At 50.7% G+C, this 20,841-nt stretch carries 23 protein-coding genes and 1 tRNA gene; 17 read left to right on the top strand and 7 right to left on the bottom strand.

What is annotated here, in order from left to right:
* Positions 1–108 precede the first annotated feature (108 nt).
* The 7 genes from lpoB to ACQ9LF_RS02470 form a co-directional block, all read right to left on the bottom strand.
* On the bottom strand, positions 109–729 hold the full coding sequence (gene lpoB, locus ACQ9LF_RS02500) for a penicillin-binding protein activator LpoB (RefSeq protein ID WP_462487786.1): 621 nt from the start codon (positions 727–729) through the stop codon (positions 109–111).
* A gap of 76 nt (positions 730–805) precedes the next feature.
* Entirely contained in the window at positions 806–1,246 is a 441-nt protein-coding gene (locus ACQ9LF_RS02495; RefSeq protein WP_462487785.1) for a YcfL family protein, read from the bottom strand.
* 26 nt (positions 1,247–1,272) lie between these two features.
* Positions 1,273–2,631, bottom strand: a complete 1,359-nt coding sequence (locus ACQ9LF_RS02490) for a COG3014 family protein (RefSeq protein WP_462487784.1) — start codon at positions 2,629–2,631, stop codon at positions 1,273–1,275.
* A gap of 305 nt (positions 2,632–2,936) precedes the next feature.
* Positions 2,937–3,022, bottom strand: a tRNA-Leu gene (locus tag ACQ9LF_RS02485).
* 41 nt (positions 3,023–3,063) lie between these two features.
* The gene (gene proB, locus ACQ9LF_RS02480) at positions 3,064–4,182 is read right to left on the bottom strand and encodes a glutamate 5-kinase (RefSeq protein ID WP_462487783.1); all 1,119 of its coding nucleotides are present in this window, start codon (positions 4,180–4,182) and stop codon (positions 3,064–3,066) included.
* Between the two features lie 2 nt (positions 4,183–4,184).
* Positions 4,185–5,510: a glutamate-5-semialdehyde dehydrogenase gene (locus ACQ9LF_RS02475; protein WP_462487992.1), complete on the bottom strand. Its 1,326-nt coding sequence runs from the start codon at positions 5,508–5,510 to the stop codon at positions 4,185–4,187.
* A gap of 161 nt (positions 5,511–5,671) precedes the next feature.
* Positions 5,672–6,823 carry a putative glycoside hydrolase gene (locus ACQ9LF_RS02470; RefSeq protein WP_462487782.1) on the bottom strand — a complete coding sequence of 384 codons (1,152 nt, stop codon included), beginning with the start codon at positions 6,821–6,823 and terminating at the stop codon, positions 5,672–5,674.
* A gap of 164 nt (positions 6,824–6,987) precedes the next feature.
* Between ACQ9LF_RS02470 and ACQ9LF_RS02465 the strand changes: the two genes are divergently transcribed.
* The 17 genes from ACQ9LF_RS02465 (at position 6,988) to ACQ9LF_RS02385 (ending at position 20,840) form a co-directional block, all read left to right on the top strand.
* Positions 6,988–7,452, top strand: a complete 465-nt coding sequence (locus ACQ9LF_RS02465) for a Fur family transcriptional regulator (RefSeq protein ID WP_462487781.1) — start codon at positions 6,988–6,990, stop codon at positions 7,450–7,452.
* Positions 7,453–7,505: 53 nt separating this feature from the next.
* Positions 7,506–8,078: a rubrerythrin gene (gene rbr / locus ACQ9LF_RS02460; RefSeq protein ID WP_462487780.1), complete on the top strand. Its 573-nt coding sequence runs from the start codon at positions 7,506–7,508 to the stop codon at positions 8,076–8,078.
* Between the two features lie 237 nt (positions 8,079–8,315).
* Entirely contained in the window at positions 8,316–8,828 is a 513-nt protein-coding gene (gene tpx / locus ACQ9LF_RS02455; protein WP_462487779.1) for a thiol peroxidase, read from the top strand.
* A 55-nt stretch (positions 8,829–8,883) separates the two neighbouring features.
* Positions 8,884–10,062 carry an FprA family A-type flavoprotein gene (locus ACQ9LF_RS02450; protein WP_462487778.1) on the top strand — a complete coding sequence of 393 codons (1,179 nt, stop codon included), beginning with the start codon at positions 8,884–8,886 and terminating at the stop codon, positions 10,060–10,062.
* 67 nt (positions 10,063–10,129) lie between these two features.
* Positions 10,130–10,504: a desulfoferrodoxin gene (locus ACQ9LF_RS02445; RefSeq protein WP_462487777.1), complete on the top strand. Its 375-nt coding sequence runs from the start codon at positions 10,130–10,132 to the stop codon at positions 10,502–10,504.
* Between the two features lie 63 nt (positions 10,505–10,567).
* On the top strand, positions 10,568–11,086 hold the full coding sequence (locus ACQ9LF_RS02440; RefSeq protein ID WP_462487776.1) for a ferritin: 519 nt from the start codon (positions 10,568–10,570) through the stop codon (positions 11,084–11,086).
* A 113-nt stretch (positions 11,087–11,199) separates the two neighbouring features.
* Complete coding sequence (locus tag ACQ9LF_RS02435) at positions 11,200–11,691, top strand: ferritin family protein (protein WP_462487775.1); 492 nt, start codon at positions 11,200–11,202, stop codon at positions 11,689–11,691.
* A 139-nt stretch (positions 11,692–11,830) separates the two neighbouring features.
* The gene (locus ACQ9LF_RS02430; RefSeq protein ID WP_462487774.1) at positions 11,831–12,859 is read left to right on the top strand and encodes an RnfABCDGE type electron transport complex subunit D; all 1,029 of its coding nucleotides are present in this window, start codon (positions 11,831–11,833) and stop codon (positions 12,857–12,859) included.
* Positions 12,856–13,461: an FMN-binding protein gene (locus tag ACQ9LF_RS02425; RefSeq protein ID WP_462487773.1), complete on the top strand. Its 606-nt coding sequence runs from the start codon at positions 12,856–12,858 to the stop codon at positions 13,459–13,461. The genes ACQ9LF_RS02430 and ACQ9LF_RS02425 overlap by 4 nt, the downstream gene beginning before the upstream one ends.
* Positions 13,458–14,084 (top strand): electron transport complex subunit RsxE, encoded by a 627-nt coding sequence (gene rsxE / locus ACQ9LF_RS02420; protein WP_462487772.1) that lies wholly within the window; start codon positions 13,458–13,460, stop codon positions 14,082–14,084. Before ACQ9LF_RS02425 ends, rsxE begins: the two co-directional genes overlap by 4 nt.
* A gap of 5 nt (positions 14,085–14,089) precedes the next feature.
* Positions 14,090–14,701 carry an Rnf-Nqr domain containing protein gene (locus tag ACQ9LF_RS02415; RefSeq protein ID WP_462487771.1) on the top strand — a complete coding sequence of 204 codons (612 nt, stop codon included), beginning with the start codon at positions 14,090–14,092 and terminating at the stop codon, positions 14,699–14,701.
* On the top strand, positions 14,702–15,805 hold the full coding sequence (locus ACQ9LF_RS02410; protein ID WP_462487770.1) for an FAD-binding oxidoreductase: 1,104 nt from the start codon (positions 14,702–14,704) through the stop codon (positions 15,803–15,805).
* A 9-nt stretch (positions 15,806–15,814) separates the two neighbouring features.
* Positions 15,815–16,273 carry a hypothetical protein gene (locus ACQ9LF_RS02405; protein WP_462487769.1) on the top strand — a complete coding sequence of 153 codons (459 nt, stop codon included), beginning with the start codon at positions 15,815–15,817 and terminating at the stop codon, positions 16,271–16,273.
* Between the two features lie 88 nt (positions 16,274–16,361).
* On the top strand, positions 16,362–16,520 hold the full coding sequence (gene rd / locus ACQ9LF_RS02400) for a rubredoxin (RefSeq protein WP_462487768.1): 159 nt from the start codon (positions 16,362–16,364) through the stop codon (positions 16,518–16,520).
* A gap of 51 nt (positions 16,521–16,571) precedes the next feature.
* Positions 16,572–18,110 carry a glucose-6-phosphate dehydrogenase gene (zwf, locus tag ACQ9LF_RS02395; RefSeq protein WP_462487767.1) on the top strand — a complete coding sequence of 513 codons (1,539 nt, stop codon included), beginning with the start codon at positions 16,572–16,574 and terminating at the stop codon, positions 18,108–18,110.
* Between the two features lie 250 nt (positions 18,111–18,360).
* Positions 18,361–19,002, top strand: a complete 642-nt coding sequence (locus ACQ9LF_RS02390) for a redox-sensing transcriptional repressor Rex (RefSeq protein WP_462487766.1) — start codon at positions 18,361–18,363, stop codon at positions 19,000–19,002.
* Positions 18,999–20,840 carry a cache domain-containing protein gene (locus ACQ9LF_RS02385; protein ID WP_462487765.1) on the top strand — a complete coding sequence of 614 codons (1,842 nt, stop codon included), beginning with the start codon at positions 18,999–19,001 and terminating at the stop codon, positions 20,838–20,840. Before ACQ9LF_RS02390 ends, ACQ9LF_RS02385 begins: the two co-directional genes overlap by 4 nt.
* Position 20,841 lies beyond the last annotated feature (1 nt).

Genomic DNA, 20,841 nt, shown 5'->3' with positions numbered 1-20,841 from the left:
AAAGCCCCTTGTCTATAGATGCAGACAAGGGGCTTTTTGTATTACCCAAACCAGCAGGCTAAAATACTGCTTCAGGAACAGAGATAGCGGATTGTATCTTTGTAAAACTTACCAGGGTACGACTTTTTTGCTGCCGCGTTTGCCGATGAAGGCTTCTTTTTGCCAGTAGCTCAGACCCGTGGCGATTTCCGCGACGCGAAGCTGGAAATAGTACTCCACCTGCTGGAGATTGTTGTCATAGCGGATATTTTTCTGGTAGATTTTGCCCGAGATGCTCAATTCCGGTGCGACAATCTGGCCCTTGCCAGGCATGGTACCCTGCTTGAATTCGTCGCTTTTGTCGGAATCCCGCAGATCCCGCATCTGATAGACCATCTGGTCGGGGGCACCCTTGCCGCCGACGGCCGCGGTCATAACCACCTGTCCGCTGTTAACGAGGTCCTGTTCGATTTTGAAAGTCAGCTGATCAGTGTCAATTCGCTGCATCGTGTCATTGATGATTTTGGCGGTGGTAACCACATAGCGGCTTCCATCGGCTTTCTTGAACACCCCGGACGACAGCATCGACTGGACCATTTCAGTCGCCGCTTTATCGAAATCGCGATAATCCAGCTCCATCACAGCTTTGCCTTCATCATTGGCAGTGTCGATGTTTTTCGTCGGCGGAGTGCATCCGGCGACGGCTAATGCCAAGATCATCACAATTACTGCAAACCATTTTGTCTTCATGAGACTATTCTCCTAAACATTGTTTATGATAACGAATATTCCTATTAACGCATTTCAGAGCTTGTACCCGAGGGTTTTATTTGTCCAGATTCTTGGCGATGCGGGTATTGATACGGAAATCCGCCGAGTCGGCTGTCGGAGAAGTCACCTTGAATGTAAATGTGGACTTGGGGGTAACCGAGACCGTCATCCATTTGGACATCACTGTGTCTATCAGCATCCCATTGCCGTCAAGCCATTCGGCCTTGTATTCAAAACGTTTTTTGAACATGGACTGGTTATAGCCGGAGACCTGGACCTCAAGAAAACCTTCCGGGGTTCGGGCTTCTTTGACGTTGTTGACCACGATTCCTTCACCAATGATGAAGCTGACGATACCGCCCAGAGGGCGGGTAATGATATTGTTGCCCAGACTGTCGCTGCGGACGCCCGGAGCGACCTGCACGCGTTCATCGTGAGCTTTGTAGCATCCCGCCAGTAACACCACCACACATAGTCCAATTGCTGTTTTGTTCATGACTGCCCCTTTCCTAAGGCCATCTGTTAATACGCTATCACTTCGATTGTCGGCTCAACCAAAGCCGATACCATTTTAATATAGACGATCGCATATCTGCAAGGATGAATCACAATCGGATACGTATATCCCTGCGGACTGCGTATATCCAGTTTTCCATCGGCCGGCATGGGAATCCGGGCAACCTGAAAATTCTTGGGCAGGGCCGACCAGATTCTAAGATCCGCGGCTGTTGTGGCCCAGCTATACAATGCCACAGCCGCGGCAGCCAGTTGGTTGGAGCTTTCGTTTTGTTGCAGTATGGCCACCTGTGCCGCTGCCTTGGCACCTGCCGCAACAATGGCTCGGGTAATAATCCAGGGGTATTCTTTGGCAAACTCTGTCTGAATGACCCGGTCCATATCTGCGACCAGTTCGGTCTGGAATGTTTGGCCGTTACTCTGTACAGACAGACGCGGCGTGGCGGGCCAGCGTTGAACCAATCTGGGCAAAGCAATACCGGCATAGTACACTTTTCCAGTGAACAGAAAAAGCGGCAAATCCACTCTGAATTCGTCCTTAATAGGCCCAACCCCATTCTCAAAGAAGACCCAGACGGTCGGTTCCGGCGTGGCGAGGTTGTTTATCCATCGATCGGCGACTTCAAAGTCCTTTTGGATATAGGGATTGTCGGGGACCATCCCGGCGCTTTCCCGCAGCAAATCCCGAGCCTTGCCGACATCGCCAAGAATAGTGAAAAAGACGCCGGCAAGGTAGGTTGAAAACGGATTGGTAAAGTCCGGATAAGCCTCGAATTCATAAATCTGCGGATAAGCCTGCTGGATTCGGCTTTTGATGTCGGGGTTATCGCTGGATTTGGAGTAGTCCACTTTCTTATCGGCATTGAGCTTATCCAGTTTATCTTTTTCCTTCTGGATCTCGGCACTGAACTTTTCCTTGGCTCGAGTCTGACGCTCGATAGCACGGTTGAATTCCACACGGGCCAGGTCGTCTTTGCCGATGGCGATAAAATTAAGGGCTTTATAGGTATTCACGAGGATGCCATCATAAGTCTGGCCGCGATAAGGAATTACGTTGTCATTGACCAAAGTGGTGCCAAGGACGTCGGTTTCTCGCCACTGAGGGTCGAACGTCTTCATCATTTCCTCACAGCGGTCAAACCACAGGGTACTCTCGTCATATTTTTTCCGGACACGCTGGACGGCAGCCAACTGCAAAGACCACAGCAGGTCTTCCCGGCCGGGATTGGTGTGATTTTTAATCTTGTCGGCACAGAATTTTTCAGCTTCGCGGAATCGACCCTGCTGGTAGAGGCTGTTGAACTCTTCCATCCGTTGTCGAGCAGGATTGCAGCCGCCAACAATCAAAATGGAAAGAAGCCCCATTCTATACAAGATAAACCTTAGCAAGTTAAGGTTTTTATGATACAAGAGCAAATATCTCCAGTTCAATCCATTTATTCGACAGAAAGGTTCTATAGAAATCGTCGTTCAAATTATATCCATGAATGTAGACATCTGCAAAAGGAAATGTGTTACATAAGAGATGGGTTAGGACAAGGATGGGGTTTGAAATAGCGAGCTGCACTGATACGCTAAACTACATTTCAGATCAGCATTTTCTGATTGGTTCTGGCATCGGTTGTTTTCAGGAAAAAGCAAGGTTACTCTGTGACAATGAAGAAGGCAAGTGCCGGAGGTGGGACTTGAACCCACACGGGGTGTGAACCCCTCAGGATTTTGAATCCTGCGCGTCTGCCAGTTCCGCCACTCCGGCCGAAAGTAAAAAACTAACCATATCCGAAAAAGCTGTGCCGGTCAAGACAAATCTCCTGCCGGATTGTCCAGAAATACGATATCTTCGGGCACGGCGGCGACATCTCGTCGGTCCGGCCCCAGCAGCGACCGGATTTCCCGGCTGTGTTTGCCGGCCAGCATCTTTAATTCGTCGCTGGACAAGCTGGTAACCGCCTTGGCGGCGTCGTTAACCATGACTACCGCCCCGACTTCGAAAGTGCCCTCGATTTTGCGGATGCCGCTGGGCAGTAGGCTTTTGTGGTTTCGCAGGGCTTTCATAGCGCCGTCATCCACCCAAATGGTGCCTTCCGGGGCGTTATTCAGAATCCAGCGAGTCCGGTTTGATAGTTTTTCCTTGGGCAAGAACAGAGTGCCGAGGTCTTCGCCATCCAGTAATCGACGGATAACATCTTTTTCACGGCCATGGGCCAGCAGGACCCGGCAGCCGGCATAGGCAGCGATTTTGGCGGCCATAATTTTGGTTTTCATGCCGCCGGTAGAGTACATGGAACCCTTGCCGCCGGCAGCCTTGACGATTTTGTCGGAGATTTCGCTGACGACTTTGATGGGCTGGGCGTCGGGGTGCTCTTTGGGATTTTTGTCGTAAAGGGCGTCGATATCGGTCAGGAGAATCAGGACGTCGGCGTCAATCTTGCTGGCAACGAGTGCACTGAGGCGGTCGTTGTCGCCGAAGGCCGTGCCGATTTCCGCAGTCGAGACACTGTCGTTTTCGTTGATGATGGGGATGACACCCATCTTGAGCAGAGTCTCGATGGCGTTTTTCAAATTGAGGTAACTTTTGCGGTTTTTGAGGACTTCAGACGTTAATAGCACCTGCGCAACGATGAGTCCCTGTTCGGCGAAGACGTCGTGATATTCATGCATCAGCAGGGGCTGGCCGATGGCGGCACAGGCCTGGCGGGTCTGCATGTCGGTGATGGGGCCGGGCAGGCCGAGCCGTTTGGCTCCCATGCCGATGGCGCCGCTGGTGACGAGAATGGCTTGTTTGCCCTGTCGATGCAATAGTGCGATTTGTCCGGCCAGGCTGCGGATGTAGTCCATATCAATGCCGCTGCCTTTGGTCAGAGTGTTGGTGCCAACTTTGACAACGATGCGTTTTGCGCTGCTGAAGTTTCTCATGGTTAGAAAGTCCAGTTTGTATCCAGTTTCTTATGGGTATAGGCTTTGGCGGCAGGGCCGCTATAGTTTTCGACGATGTGGCCTTTGCCGGCCAGAAGCCATTTATAGATGACTAAGCCTTCCAGCCCGACCGGGCCGCGAGCGTGGAGTTTGTGAGTGCTGATGCCGACTTCGGCGCCCAGTCCATAGCGGAAGCCGTCGGCAAAGCGTGTGCTGGCGTTCCAGAAGACATCCGCCGAATCGACGCGGCTGAGAAAACACCTTGCGGCCTGTTTGTCTTCGGTCACGATGGCGTCGGTGTGGCCTGAGCCGTAGTGATTGATGTGGTCGATGGCCTCGCCGAGGCTGCTGACAACCCGAATCGACAGGATATAGTCAAGATATTCGGTTTTCCAGTCCTCTTCCGTGGCGGGCTTGCAATCGATGATCTTGCGGGTCTGTTCGCAGCCGCGGAGCTCGGTTTTCTTTTCATCCATGGCGGCCTTGAGCAGCGGAAGGAAGGCCGCGGCGATGTCCTGATGGACCAGCAGCGTCTCGGCGGCGTTACAGACAGCGGCGTACTGGCATTTGGAGTCCACGGTGACTTTGACGGCCATGTCTATGTTGGCGGCTTTGTCGATATAGACATGACAGATGCCGTCGGCGTGTCCCATGACGGGTATGCGGGTATTGTCCATGATGTGCCGGACAAAGGCGTTGCTGCCGCGAGGGATAATCAGGTTGATATAGTCGTCGAGTTTGAGCATGGCGGTAACATCATCCCGCGTTTCCAACAGTCCCAGCCAGCCGGCCGGCATTCCGGCCTGAAGGGTGGCGTTGGAAATAAGATCTGCCAGAATCTTGTTGGTGTGAACGGCTTCGGAACCACCCTTAAGCAGGACGGCGTTGCCGCTTTTGAGGCATAGCGAGGAAATTTGCACGAGAGCGTCCGGGCGAGATTCGAAAATGACACCGATGACACCGATGGGGCAACTGACCTGATAGAGTTCCAGCCCGTTGTCCAGTTCCGTGGCCGACAAGGTCTTTCCGACGGGGTCATTGAGCTTAATCAGGCTGTCCAGCCCTTTGCAGACCTCATCGATTTTGGCGGCGTCAAATTTTAAGCGTTTGAGCAGGGGGGTTGACAGCCCGGCCATCTGGGCGGCTGCCATATCTTCGGTGTTGGCGGCGATGATTTTGTCCTGATGGCTTTTCAGGCTTGAACGGATGGCCTCCAGTGCAGCGTTTTTTCGCTGACTGTCCATCGCGGCAAGCTCAATGGATGCCTTTTTTGCTCCGGCAGCTATATCGCAAATATCCATATTCCATATATCCTGTTTGTCGCATATGTTATCTGGCGGCTAAGTATATCCATAGGAATGAGTTAGGCACTTTTGTGCCGTCCTTTCCGATGCTTGGCGGATATTATATCCGGAATGAGCCGGGTTTCCAGTTTTTTGTGGTGGGATTGGGGCCAGATGTATGACCCGGCCCGAGCCAGCTCACGACATTAATTCAGGAATAAATCGCCATCTCCCGAAGGGACGCTATGTTCAGTGGCTGTCTTGCCAGTCGCGGCGCTTTTTACCGGGTTAGGGAATTTAAACACAGCGGAAGAATTGCCCATGGGATTATAGACAGCCAGTCCTTTTTCAAAGGTGCGGGTATAACAGCCGTTGTCTTCTTTTTTGCCTTTGGCGGTGGGTTTGCCTATTTTGGTGTCCCAAAATGGATACCAGTTATGCAGGTGGTCTGGTGTGGGCAGGGGGTTCGGGTCGGAAAACAGACAATATCCATCTGTTACCGTCATGGACAGGGTGGTTGTAGCACGCATTAAGTTGAGGTCTTCTCGAGAGTTATGATACCATGTCTCCAGGCAGTTGATAGTTGGCTTTCGCAGATTTTCACCCGCCCATTGCAGGGTATTGGCAATGCGTTCCCAGTCAGCGGCGGTTTTGCTGCGGGTACACTCCATAAAATAGCCGTTGATGTAGGGTGCGGATTGTGGGGTGGTGTTATCGTTGGTGTTACATAGTATTAAGGCGTTGGTACCAATTGCTTTACGAATAGTTTTGATCAGTTCCAACCGGTCGGCGTCATCCCGCCACCAATCCAGCATGATGCCATCATAAACGCCGGAGTCCACAACGGCTTTGGCTTGCTTGGCGATGTGCTCACGAAAATCCGGATTTGTATAGTCCAATAACAAGTGGCCACCTTCAGTCCACCCCACCAGCGGAACGCCATTGGGATCGCGTTTGAACCATTCATGATTTGAGGGCAGGTAGGAATTGGGGGCGTCATAGTAGCGGATTTCAGCTAAAAATATAAGATTAGGGTTCATCTGGAGGAGCTTAGAACGCCGCTGCAAGGCCGCCTGGACACTGTCAGCATCTAAGCTGTCGGCTAATCCAGGGTGGTCATTATTCCATTTTAATCCCAAATGGTCCGGCAAACAAAAAATCAGGTCATGGCGGGCGATGGCTTTGTCAGCATCTTCATTTTTGATGCTGTCACAGGGATTCCAGGCCTGAAATACAGAAGGAAAGTCCCTGTTTTTGACACGCTGAAGTATTGTTTTGTTGTTATTAGAGCTGTTTTGTTCTTGTGCAAAGCCAAAGTTGGAAACAACCATTATCGCCAAAAGCCATGTCTTCTTCATATGTATTATCCATTACTTAACAACGCTTAAATTAGAAACAGCATTTCTACAAGAAATCATAAAAAAAACAAGATTATTTCATTTTTCAAAAAAGTTTCGAACTTAAATAATAAATAGTAGTAAATATTACTTGATAGAAAATACTAATTAGGTATTATAAGAGTATGGATAAAGAACAGATAGCAATCAAAGTCAGAGATTTTGAAAGGCGATGCAGAGAGTCGGGTTTAAAGCTGACTCCGCAACGGTTTGCGGTTTATAGGGCTTTGATTAATACAGACACCCATCCAACCGCAGAAGATATTTACCAGGAAGTCCGAAAGGAGATGCCGGCTATTTCGCTGGATACGGTAAATCGAACTCTATTGACTCTGGCGGAGATCGGGGCAGCATTTGTCGTCGAAGGTACCGGGCAGCCAAGACGATTCGACGGTGGTTTGGAAGATCACCAGCATTTTTTATGTGTTCACTGTGGTAAAATTATTGACTTTCACCATCCGCCGTTTGACAATATTACACTGCCGCCTGAGATTCAAGGGAAGTTTAAGGTCCTGAGAAAAACGGTCTATTTGGAAGGGCTCTGTAATGCATGTCAAAATCAGTCACGTCATACTCAACCGACTGAATAACTTTAGTCAATTAACCAAAAACTAACATGATTTAAGGAAAGTGAGGTTACACAATGGGTTTGAAGGGAACCAAAACGGAAAAAAATCTCTTAACTGCTTTTGCCGGAGAATCCCAGGCTCGGAATCGGTACACGTATTTTGCCGGCCAGGCGAAAAAGGAGGGTTTTGAGCAGATCGCTGCAATTTTCGAGGAAACCGCCAATCAGGAAAAGGAACATGCCAAGCGGCTGTTCAAGTTTCTCGAAGGCGGCGAAGTAGAAATCTGTGCAGCCTTTCCGGCAGGGGTAATCGGGACCACATCGCAGAATCTTGAAGAAGCGGCGGCGGGTGAAGATTATGAAACCAAGACGATGTATCCGGATTTTGCGAAAATCGCGGAAGGGGAAGGGTTTACGGAAATTGCTGCGGTGTTCCGTAAGATTGCAGTTGCTGAGGCACGGCATCGGGATCGCTATCTGGCCCTGAAAAAGAATGTGGATACCAATAAGGTATTCAAAAAAGACCAGACCGTTCGCTGGGTATGTCGTAACTGCGGGTATATCCATGAAGGTCCCGAGGCACTCAAGGTATGTCCGGCTTGTGCCCATCCCCAGGCTTTCTTTGAACTGGAAGCGACAAATTACTAAATCTCATTGATACAGCCAGTTTGAATTGTATTGGTTCATGAATAGGAGGCCGGGTCCGAATTTCATCAGGCGGACCCGGCACTCCGAGGGCTCAAAGAGCCTGAATTGGGTTCGTTTGGTCAACAGGATCCCGCAAGTAATTATAGGTATATAGTAATGTTAAAATGGGTAAAAATTCTGGGAATCACATTTACGGCAGTCTTGCTGGGCCTGACTGGCTGCCAAAGGAGTACAAACATGGAAGAAAGAAAAGGAATCGTCACGTTTAAGGGTGGTCCGCTGACACTGGTTGGGCATGAACTGAAGCTGGGACAAAAGGCTCCCGATGCAGTTGTTACGGGCAATGACTTGTCGGATGTTGCTATATCATCATTTGCGGGCAAAGTGGTGATAGTTTGCACGGTTCCATCTCTGGACACTGCGGTATGCGACATTCAGACTCGTAAATTTAATGAAAAAGCAGGGGCTTTGGGGGATGTGGTGGTTTTAACCATCAGTATGGATTTGCCGTTTGCTCAGAAACGCTGGTGTGGTGCGGCCGGTGTTGATAAGGTCAAAACGTTGAGTGATTATAAAGATGCCAAATTCGCAAGGGCCTATGGGCTTTTGATAAAAGAGCTGCATTTGCTGGCTCGTTCGGTCATTGTGCTTGATAAACAGCAGACGATTCGGTATATTCAGATCGTGCCAGAAGTGGCCAGCGAGCCGGACTATGATTCGGTCTTGAAAGCAGTGCAGCAGGTGCTATAGAATCAGCTTTGCGCCCTCCTCCGGGCCGCACAAGCGAAAGAAAGGAACAACAAGGATGCGTGCATTAACCAAAAATGTCTATGCCGTGGGCGTACAAGACTGGGATCGTCGGTTATTCGATGAATTGATCCCTTTGCCAGACGGCACCAGCTACAATGCCTACCTGATTAAAGGCTCCGAAAAAACAGCCCTGATTGATGCCGTTGATCCGGCAAAAATCCAGGACCTGATTAGTCATCTGGTTGGGGCCGGGGTTGAGAAGCTCGATTATGTGATCAGTCATCATGCCGAACAGGACCATTCTGGCGGTATCGTGGATGTACTGCTGATGTATCCGGATGCCAAGATTGTAACCAATGCCAAGTGCAAAGGTCTGCTGCTGGACCATCTGGATGTGGATGAAGAGCAATTCATTGAAGTGGCGGACGGACAGACGTTGTCGCTGGGCGACAAGACCCTCCAATTTATTATTACTCCCTGGGTACACTGGCCAGAGACGATGTGTACCTATCTGAAAGAAGATAAGATTCTGTTCAGTTGTGATTTCTTCGGGTCACACCAGGCCACCAGTTCGGTTTTTGTCGAAGATGAGGCCAAGGTCTATGAGGCGGCCAAACGCTACTTTGCTGAGATTATGATGCCGTTTCGCAGTGCGATAGCGGGTAACCTTAAGAAGCTGGAGCCGTTCGAGATTGCGATGATTGCCCCCAGTCACGGTCCGGTGTATCCGCGTCCGGCGCTGATTATGGATGCGTATAAGGACTGGATCAGCGAGCGGGTTGAGAATAAAGTAATTGTGGCTTATGTGTCCATGCATGACAGTACCCGCCGGATGGTGGAGTATCTGGTGGACTCCCTGATGGATAAAGGTGTGGGGGTTAAGCAGTATAATCTGACGGGGATTGACCTGGGGCATCTGGCGATTGACCTGGTCGATGCGGCCACGGTTATTCTGGCTGCTCCGACGGTTCTGGTCGGGCCTCATCCGACGGCGGCCCATGCGGCATTTGTGGTCAATGCCCTGAAACCCAAAACCAAATTTGCCGGAATTATCGGTTCGTATGGCTGGGGCAGCAAGCTGGTGGAGACGCTGACTGGCCTGCTGGGTAATCTGAAGGCAGAAATTCTGGAACCGGTGATGGTCAAGGGGCAGCCGAAGCCTGATGATTTCGAGAAGCTTGAGGCCCTGGCTGAAACCATTAAAGCCAAACATCAGGGATTGAATATTCTTTGATAAACAGCATACAACAACACTCTTATGGAGTCGCAGACGGCGACGGAGAAAAGGAAAGGATCAGAGTATGGCAGCGAAACTGGAAGTCTATAAATGTACGTTATGCGGTAATGTGGTGATGGTCATGCACGGCGGCGACGGTCAGCTGGTCTGCTGCGGCCAGCCGATGAAGCTGATGACCGAGAACACCTCTGATGGAGCCAAGGAAAAACATGTTCCGGTGATCGAAAAGATTCAGGGCGGTTACAAAGTCAAGGTGGGTTCGGTGGCTCATCCGATGGAAGAAAAGCATTATATCGAATGGATCGAACTGCTGGCCGACGGCAAGAGTTATGTTCAGTTCCTCAGTCCCGGTCAGGCTCCGGAAGCGACCTTTATGGTGACCGCGGATAAAGTGGTTGCCCGGGAATACTGCAATCTGCACGGTTTCTGGAAGGCCTAAGCCGGCTGCCATACCGTTTGTGTTGCAATTTTGTCATAGTGATTTTGATAGCGAGGAAAGCCGATGCTGAAAAAAAGCATAGAAAAAGCGTTTAATGAACAGATTAATGCCGAGACATACTCAGCGTATCTGTACTGGTCGATGTCGGCCTGGTGTGAGAAGCACAATCTGGCGGGATTCGCCAACTGGATGCGTGTTCAGGCTCAGGAAGAGATGAGTCATGCGATGAAGTTTTATACGCATATTCTGGAACGCGGCGGCGAAGTGAAATTGACAGCGATTGATGGTCCGCAGACCGAGTGGGACGATATTGAAGCTGTGTTTGCCGCGACGCTCAGTCATGAAAACCATGTGACGGAGCGAATCAATGCACTGGTCGATCTGGCTATCAAGGAAAAGGATCACGCCGGCAATCAGTTTCTGCAGTGGTTTGTCAATGAGCAGGTGGAAGAAGAGAAAAATGTCGAGCAGATCCTGGGACAACTGAAGATCATGGGCAAGCAGCCTGGTGCGGCCCTGTATATGCTGGACAAGGAAATGGCGGCCCGTGTTTATACGCCGCCTGCGGCACCTGCGCAATAAGCCCCTGTGTTGTTAGGGGGGGTGTCTGAGGAATGAGCAACCAGGTCTTCTATCGCCGTGCAGTCCATAACGAATAACGTTATTACAAGAACTCAAATGTAAGGAGACAGCGGATGGCTATCACGTTCAATGTCGATGAAATTTTTGAAATGGCAGAGGAAATTGAGCGCAACGGGGCACGTTTTTATCGAGAAGCTGCCAGCAACAGCACGGATGCCGAGACCCGGAGACTGTTTTTGGAAATGGCCGCTATGGAAGACGGGCACGAGAAGATATTCGCCAATATGCGTCGTGAGTTGACAGCGGATATGAAAGAGCCGGTCACATATGATCCGGATAACCAGGTTGCCCGCTATCTTCAGACGATGGCGGATTTCCACGGCATGGAAGGCAAGGCTGCTCCCAATCAGAAATTTACCGGCAAAGAAACGCCCGAAGAGGTGCTGCGATCGGCCCTGCAGGCGGAGAAGAATTCGATTGCTTTTTATGTTGGCATCAAGGATTTTGTGCCGGATAAGAAGGGCAAGGACAAAATTCAGGGCATTATTATCGAAGAAATGATGCATGTATCAACGATTGGCGGCAAGCTGCAAGCCATGAAATAATCGTGGAATGGTCAACGGTGCGTTGCGGAAGGACAGGCAGTGTTTCGGTGCTGATCCTGGCGGGCATCGGCTGCAAGCAGAAAGAATTTCATCAACGATGGGCGTATCTAAAAAAACTTTTTTTCGCAAACAGCCCGCAATGCGGAAGGTTCTGATCGGGCTGACCCCCTGCATTGCAGGCGGGGTGTATTTTTTTGGCTGGCGGTCTCTGGCTGCGGTGCTGTTTTGTTGTGCCGTAGGGCTTTTCTGTGAATGGCTGTTTTGCCGCTGGCGAAAGGAACCGGTCAGTGAAGCGGTGTTTGTGACCGCGGTGCTGTTTGGGCTGGTGATGCCGCCGGGGGTGGGCTGGCATGTGATGGCCGTTGGGATGGTGTTCGCTGTTTTATTTTCCAAAGAGCTGTTTGGGGGTTTTGGCAAGAATATATTTAATCCGGCGATTGCCGGCCGGTGTTTTGTGTATATTTGTTTTCCCATTGCACTGACAGCGACATGGTATCCGCCTGCGGAAGGTCCATGGGGGGCGTTAGGGCGCTGGAGTACCATGACCGATGCCCAGGGTGTCTCGACTCGGACGACAGCAACTCCGCTGGCCCATGCCAAGGCCGGCCGGCTGGAACCGGTTTGGAGCACGGGGCCCGATGTGGTTTCGGTTGTGCCCTGGACTGTGTCCGAGGACCAGCATATCAAGATTTATGTCTGGCAGTATTGGAAGGCTTTATTTTTGGGCGGCATTCCGGGCACCATGGGGGTAACCAGTGCCGGATTGATTCTTGTGGGCGGGATTTATCTGTGGATGACAAAAGTGGCCAGCAGGACGATTATTGCCACGATGATTATTGCGTATCCTTTGCTCAGTGAGATATTTTATCAATTTGGCGTCAAGCCCGTACCGCAGGGGTTCTCGGCCATGCTGGGAGGTGGTTTTTTGCTGGCGGCTTTTTTTATGGCGACCGACCCGGTCAGTTCGCCGCGTAGCGAGCAGGCCAAGGTTGCCTATTGTCTGATTATCTGTATCTGTACGCTGGTTATCCGTAATTTCTCAATCTTCAACGGCGGTCTGATGTTCAGCATCCTGATTGGTAATATGTTTGCTCCGATTCTGGATTATGCGGTCAAGACCTATTGGCCCAAAAAGCCTGTGCCGGCAGCAGTCAAGGGGGGCCAATGAGAGAGTCCCGCTACTATGCTGTGATATATATGTTTGTGCTGACAGCGTTGTGCAGCACGCTATTAATTGGTCTGGCTCGCCTGACGGAGGCAAAGGTTAAATCCAATGAACAGATTGCTTTTGAACGAGCAGCTCTGGCGGTATTTCCAGGGATTCACGTCCGGTCGGATGCTGACGTTCACGCGGTTTTTACTAAAGATTTTGCTGCTCCCAAAAGCCCCGGAGGGGCGTATGAGTATCGCCCGCAGGGGCAGCTTGCCGGGTATGCGCTGCCTTTTGAAGGGCAGGGATTCTGGGCTCCGATTCGCGGCGTAATTGGAATTGGGACAGATTCTCGGACGATCACGGGCATCTGGTTTTATGAACAAGCCGAGACGCCGGGATTGGGTGCCAGGATTGTCGAGCCATTTTTTTATCAGCAATTTGCGGGAAAGCAATTTGCTGATGGGGCCAGGCCGATACGGATTCGGCCTCCGGCGGAAGCGTCGGACAAGGATATTCAGGCGATCACCGGCGCAACCCAAACCTGTATTCGTCTGGAAAAGCTGCTCAACGAAGCGGTAACCCAGTGGCGTCAGAAAAACGAGGCAACGCAGCCATGAACGGACAGACTGCAACCAAAACGACAAATCAAATTATTCTGGATGGGCTGTGGCGCGATAATCCGATCTTTCGCCAGATACTCGGAATCTGCAGCACGCTGGCGGTGACGAATAACGTGACCAATACGGCGGTGATGTGTGTGTCGCTGTCGCTGGTGACAGCGTTAAGTTGTGCGACGGTGTCGGCGCTGAAAGCATGGACGCCCAGGACGGTGCGGATGATGGTGCAGGTGCTGATTATCGCGTTTTATGTGATTATTGTGGATATTCTGCTGCGGGCGTATTGGCCGGATATGAGCCGTAATCTTGGGCCGTATGTGGGGTTGATTATCACCAACTGTATTGTCATGGGACGCTGTGAGGCGTTTGCCCAGTCAAATCGTCCGTGGCCGTCGTTTCTGGATGGTCTGTTCAGCGGACTGGGGTATTCGCTGATTCTGCTGGTAATTGCGGCGATTCGGGAAGTGATGGGGATGGGGACGCTGGCGGGGTATCCGCTGCCGTATTTTTCAACGCAGTGGGATAAATGGGTGATTATGGTAATGCCGCCGGGTGCGTTTTTTGTGCTGGCCTGCCTGCTGTGGGTGTGTCGATCGATTGGAATCAGGAGGAAAAAGGCATGATCTTGATGGCAGTAGAGACAAGCCATATCGGAGCTGAAGTCTGGATGGCGGTGGTAACCTGTTTTGCGGCCATCTTTACGCAAAATATTCTGTTGAGTTATTTTCTGGGAATGTGTTCGTTCATCTCGGTATCCAGGGAAGTCAAGACAGCCGTTGGACTGGGGGCGGCGGTGGTGTTTGTGATGACGGCCACGACCATTTTGAACTGGATGGCCTATTGGTGGGTGCTGGTGCCGCTGAATCTGGAATTTTACAAGTATATCCTGTTCATCATCATCATAGCGGCATTTGTCCAGCTGATAGAGATGGTGATTGACCGTTATAGTCCTGCCCTGTATCAGAGTCTTGGGATTTTTTTGCCGCTGATTACAGTTAATTGTGCCATTTTGGGGGCGGTGTTGTGGATGGTGATTCGGAAGTATTCGCTGATCGTGACGGTAGGGTTTGGTTTTGGCAGCGGGGTGGGCTGGATGATGGCGATTGTGGCGATGGCGGGGATTCGGCAGCGGATTGATGAGTCGAAGATTCCCGCCGGGCTGCGCGGGCCGGGGATTACACTGATTATTGCGGGCATTATGGCACTGGCATTCGTGGGCTTTACAGGGGTACTGCAATAAATGATGGAATTTATCTTTTCAGTATTGCTTCTGAGCGGGATCGCGGCGGGGCTGGCGATGATTCTGGTAATCAGCGAAAAGGTGATCCAGAATTACGGCCCCTGCAAAATTACGCTAAATCGGGGCAAAAAGGAATTGACTGTAGAAGGAGGCAAGCCGCTGCTGACAACGCTTAAAGAGCAGAAAATCTTTTTGCCGAGTGCCTGCGGCGGACGCGGGACTTGTGGGGTTTGCAAGTGCAAGGTACTGGAAGGGGGCGGGCCGCTGTTACCGACGGAAACGCCTTATATCGGCGAGAAAGAACGAAAGGAAGGCGTTCGCCTGGCTTGCCAGGTGAAGGTGCGAAACGATATGGCAATCGAAATTCCGGCGTTTCTGTTTGCCATTCAGCAGTATCAGGCGAAACTGGCGGCAGTGGAGGATTTGACCTATGATATGAAGCGTTTCCGCTTTGAACTGCTTGGGCCGGATACGATGGATTTTATCGCCGGGCAGTATGTGCAGATTACCTGTCCTGCCTACAAGAGCGGGGTTGACGAAGTGAGCCGAGCGTATTCGATTGCGTCGGATCCGAAGGACAATCATTTTGTGGAGTTGATTGTGCGTCGGGTGCCCAACGGAATTTGCACGACATGGCTGTTTGATTATTTGAAAGTGGGGCAGCCGGTTCAGTTGACCGGGCCGTATGGTGAGTTCCGAATGAGCGATACGCAGGCGCCGATGATTTTTATTGCCGGCGGAAGCGGGATGGCTCCGTTTGTGTCGATTCTGCATCAGATGCGGCATACCGGATCGACGCGGAAGGCAGATTTTTACTTTGGCGGCAATTCGGTCAGGGATTTATGTCTTCAACAACAGATGGCCGAATTTGAAAAAATGATTCCATCCTTTACCTTTGTTCCTGTCGTGGCGCGTCCCCAGCCGGAGGATCACTGGGTCGGCCAGACCGGACTCGTTACGGAAGCGGTTCAGCGTCAGTATTCGGATTTGAGCGGGCACGAAGGGTATCTTTGCGGCAGTCCGGGCATGATTGATGCGTCAATCAAGGTTCTTGTTGGGCTGGGAATGCCGCAGGACAAGGTGTATTATGACAAATTTGCATAAGGTGCGAATATGAAACAGTCACCGCAGGATAAAAATCTGGAAGGAATGCTGCGTTCGGGCCGTCTGGTTGCCGGCGGTTTTCTGGGGACGGATCCAAGACACCTTGAGGATATTATTGCCGAGGATGCGGCTGTCCTTCAGCGGCTGGGGTATGATGCTTCGCAAGTGGCGGCCAGGATGCAGGATTTGCGGGATTTGGCCCGTCCGGGGCTGGGTACGTGGATTCAGGTTGATGATGTGCTGGAGGTCAAAAGCGAGGATTATAAAGGGGTGATTGTCTGTCCCTGGCCGCACGAAGGCCGGTACGAAAAACGGATAACGACTGCTCACCGGCTGGATACCGGACAATCCATCAGCTGGTCGGATCTGAATATTCATTTTATTCGGGATCACGGCTTTTTTGAGGGCCGGGGTGCGTTTTTCCGAATTGAGCCGGAGGAGCTGATTAATGTGATTTTCCATCGGTAAATCGCTTGACCCTCTGCCAGTTCCCCGGTAATAATAGCGTTGGAAGAAGTGACAAACTTGAACCTTATAAAATGATCAGGAGTAAGCCATGAAAAAGTACAAATGCATGCTGTGCGGCTACATCTATGACCCCGCCAAAGGCGATCCGGATAACGGTGTGGATCCCGGAACCGCTTTCGAAGACCTTCCGGATGGCTGGGTGTGTCCGGATTGCGGTGCCGGCAAAGAAGAATTTGAGGCAATGTAAACGGGTTGATAACCCTCGGTTTGTTCCGAGGGTTTTTTTATGGGCAGGTTTATGAAACGAGTTGAAGCGACTGCGGACAAGCAGGATATTTTGTGTGCTGAAACGCCAGCCGGGCCGGTGTCTTTGGTGGTGTTTGGGGCCAGCGGTGATCTGGCATGCCGGAAACTCTATCCAAGCCTGTATGAACTGTATCGGCGGGAACTGATGCCCTCGGGGTTTTATGTGGTGGGCTGCGGTCGAAGTGATCTGTCGGATGACCGTTTTCGAGATATGGTGGAAGAATCGCTCGAAAATGCGGGAATCGACACGATTCAGAATTCTCACGACTTTCTTGGTCGGTTTTATTACGAATCCGGCCACTATGATGATTCTGCATTTTATGCTCGGATTCGTGAAAAATGTATCGAGCTGGATAATCACTATAATCTGGATGGATGTCGGATATTTTACCTGTCCCTGCCGCCGTTTCTTTATACGACGGTGACGCAAAAACTCCGAGAAGTGCATTTGGCTTGTCCTGCGGCCACGGGGCGTATGCAGGCGGTTCGATTGATTGTGGAAAAACCGTTCGGAAATGATTTGCGTACGGCCAAAGAACTGGATGATCATTTGCACCGGTGTTTTGATGAGTCGCAGATTTATCGTATTGACCATTATCTGGGCAAGGAAACGATTCAGAATCTGATGGTGTTTCGGTTTGCCAACAGCATTTTTGAGCCGCTATGGAATCGCAATTTTATCGACCACGTGCAAATTACAATTGCTGAAAGTGTCGGTGTTGAGCACCGAGCGGGTTATTATGACCAAAGTGGAGCGATGCGGGATATGTTCCAGAACCACCTGCTGCAGATGGTGGCACTGGTGGCGATGGAGCCGCCGGCGGCATTTGAAGCCGACGCGGTGCGGGATGAAAAGGCCAAGCTGCTAAGAAGTATTCGGCCATTTACGCCGGAGCGGATTCCGCAAGAGATTGTGGCCGGACAATATGGCCCGGGGACGGCTGGCGGACAGCGTTATCCCGGATATCGCGAAGAAGCAGGTGTAAATCCTTCTTCCCAGACCGAGACCTTTGTTGCCGCAAAGCTGACCGTGGATAACTGGCGATGGAAAGATGTACCGTTTTATCTTCGCACAGGCAAGCGGCTGGCGAGGAAACTGACAGAAATTGTCATTGGATTTAAGCCTATTCCGCATTCGATGTTTGCCAATGCCGGGCTGGAGGAGTTTGAGCCGAACCGGCTGCGTTTCCAGATTCAGCCGGATGAGGGGATTTATCTGAGTTTGCAGGCCAAGCGGCCCGGGTCCAAACTCTGTATGAGCGGGCTAAAATTGGCAGTGGATTACCAGAAACTGTTTGAGATGAAAATGCCGGAGGCCTATCAACGGCTGCTTTTGGATTGTATGACGGGCGACCAGATGCTGTTTACTCGGCAGGATAGTATTATGCTGTCCTGGCAGCTGATTCAGCCCATATTTGATTATTGGGCAGAACATCACAAGCATTTGTGTATTTATCCGGCGGGGGCTTCGTCTATTTCACCGGCGGAGGAGATGATGGAAAAGGAAGGCAGGGCCTGGACGAAATTGTAAGTTTTGAGAAGTTCTTTTTATCACAAAAAGTCTTAAAAGAGTATCTGTGTCCATATTATATTGTTCTGTATTTAGCACGCCAAAAGGATTTATTTTTTTGTTAAAATTATTGTGAAAATCAAAGCAATAAAACTTGCTTTTATAAACAATAACTCTATAATTACTTCAAGAATGTTCTTTATTGTTCTTTTTATGTGAAAAAGACACCCAAAAACAGCCAGATGAGAGATTAATTGGGCAGGGCCTGACTATGGTAATGAATAGAAAATGTATCATTCGGCTTTCGCGGTACAAGAATGCACTGAAACGACTGAAGTCGTTGGGGTTTGTAAAGGTCTTTTCGGGCAATCTTGCCGATGCGGCAGGGGTGACCTCCTCCCAGGTTCGCAAGGATTTTTCCCTATTTGGGATAACCGGCAATCGGCGTGGCGGCTACCGCGTGGACGAATTGATTGAGCGAATCAGCCATATTCTGGGTAAAAACGAGCTGCAGAAGGTGGTCATTGTCGGCATGGGTAACATTGGCAAGGCGCTGATGCGATACCGCGGGTTCGAGGCCGGCGGGATTAAGGTTCTGGCGGGGTTTGATATTGATCCGGCCAAGTACAATAAGCTGGCGGAAGTCCCGATATTGCCGCTGGAAGATTTCCGTGAATTTGTTCAGTCGCATGGGGTGAAAATTGCGATTTTGGCAGTTCCGGATGTATCGGCTCATCATGTATCGGAATTGATGATATCGGCGGGGATCAAGGGCATTCTCAACTTTGCCCCGATTCAGCTTCGTGGCGCTGATGATGTGGTTGTCAGCAGTATTAATCTTGAAGTCGAGCTGGAAAATCTGATTTATTTTGTGAATGCGGGTGCAAAAGCGGAACCTGAAATCGAGGCATGAAAATCCATCGGTTGAAAACCCGAATTCTGCTGGCTTTTTTGGCGATTATCTTTGTGCTCGGAGTCAGCATATTCGCCCTGGGCTTTTACGTGATTAAAGAGGATATTTATGCACGTGCCAAGCGACAGGTAGGACATTATCTTGACAGTGCGCGGACGGTTTACAGTTCGGAAATCGAGCGTATCGGCAATGCACTGGAATTGGTTGATTTGAACAGTGACCTGACGGTTTTGCAGCAGAAGATTGGGCTTGATTATTTGTATCGGGTGGATGTGGAGGAGGCTAAAACAGGTCCCAGTGAAATTGTCCGTGCCTGTGTGGAACAGGGCAAGGCGATTGGCGGGACGCGGATTGCCCGATGGAATGAAGTCGCTCAGATGCGTCCGGAAATTCAGACGCGGTGTCGGATTGCGATTCAGGAAACCGCGAAAGCCCGCCCCAGCAGTATGAAAGAGCTGGATTCGGCGCTGGTTAAGGAATACGCAGTGCCGCTGCTCAACGCCAGCGGCGGGATGGTTGGTGTGGTCTATGGAGGACGTGTGGCCAATCAGGATTATTACCTGGTGGATCGCATCCGCAACCTGGTTTTTGGTCAGGAGATGTATGACAAATGGCCGGTTGGTACCGTGACGGTTTTTCTGGATGATGTGCGGATTGCGACCAATGTCGTGGATGAACGCGGCCAGCGTGCGATTGGCACGCGGGTCAGTCACGAGGTGTACCGGCAGGTGGTTGAGAATGGCGTTCAGTGGCATGACCGGGCGTTTGTGGTCAATCACTGGTATATGACTGCCTATGAGCCGATTCGCAATATTCAGGGGACGATTATCGGCATCCTGTATGTGGGTATTCTGGAGGCGCCGTTTAATGCGATGGCGGCACGAGCGCTGGCCGCCTTTCTGGCAGTGATTCTGCTGACGTGCTTGTCGGCCATGGCCTTTGCGGTGTGGATTGCAGATTCGGTCAGTCGGCCGCTGACGCATCTGCGGGATGCGACCCGTAAGCTGGCTCATGGCGAGCTGGGCCATGAAGTGGAATTTCAGGGAACGATTCAAGAGCTTAACGAACTGGCGGTATCGTTTAACGAAATGAGCCTGAAGCTCCAGGAGCGTGAGCGAAGCCTGAAGATTACCAACGACAAACTGGAAGAATTGAATAAGAGTTATCTGGATTTGCTTGGATTTGTGGCCCATGAATTAAAAGGCATTTTGTCCTCGGCGATGATGAATGCCTATTCGATTCGGGATGGCTTTTTGGGCATGATTAATTTTAAGCAGAAACGAGCCGTGGATTCGATCTGCCGCAACTTGGATTATCTGGCAGCAACGGTTAAGAAATTTCTGAATCTGAGCCGAATTGAACGCGGTAACCTGGAAATCAACCGGACCGAGTTTAGTTTGTGGAAGGATGTTTTTGAGCCGGCGATTCAGACCTTCGCCAAGCAGATTTCTGACCGCGGGATGACGCTGATCAATCAGATGGATCCGGCTATCCGGGTGAATGCCGACCAGGACTTGCTTCAGATTGTGGCGAATAACCTGATTAACAATGCGGCCAAGTACGGGATTGACCAGGGACAAATTATTCTGACAGCCCGGCAGGATGAAAAATACGTGACCGTCGATGTTTACAATGACGGTCGTCCGATTACCGCCGAGCAGGCATCCATGCTGTTCAAGAAATTTTCACGGCTGGATGTGCCGGAAAAGAAGCTCGTTAAAGGCACTGGGCTGGGGCTTTATATCACCCGGCAGATTATCGAAAGCCACGGCGGGACGATTCAAGTGAAACCGAAAGAACATGGGAATTCTTTTATTTTTACTATAGAAAGGGGATAAA

The sequence above is a fragment of the Anaeroglomus insulsum genome (assembly GCF_050689095.1).
GTDB classification, from domain to species: domain Bacteria; phylum Planctomycetota; class Phycisphaerae; order Sedimentisphaerales; family Anaerohalosphaeraceae; genus Anaeroglomus; species Anaeroglomus insulsum.
This window is presented reverse-complemented; position numbering and strand designations above follow the sequence as displayed.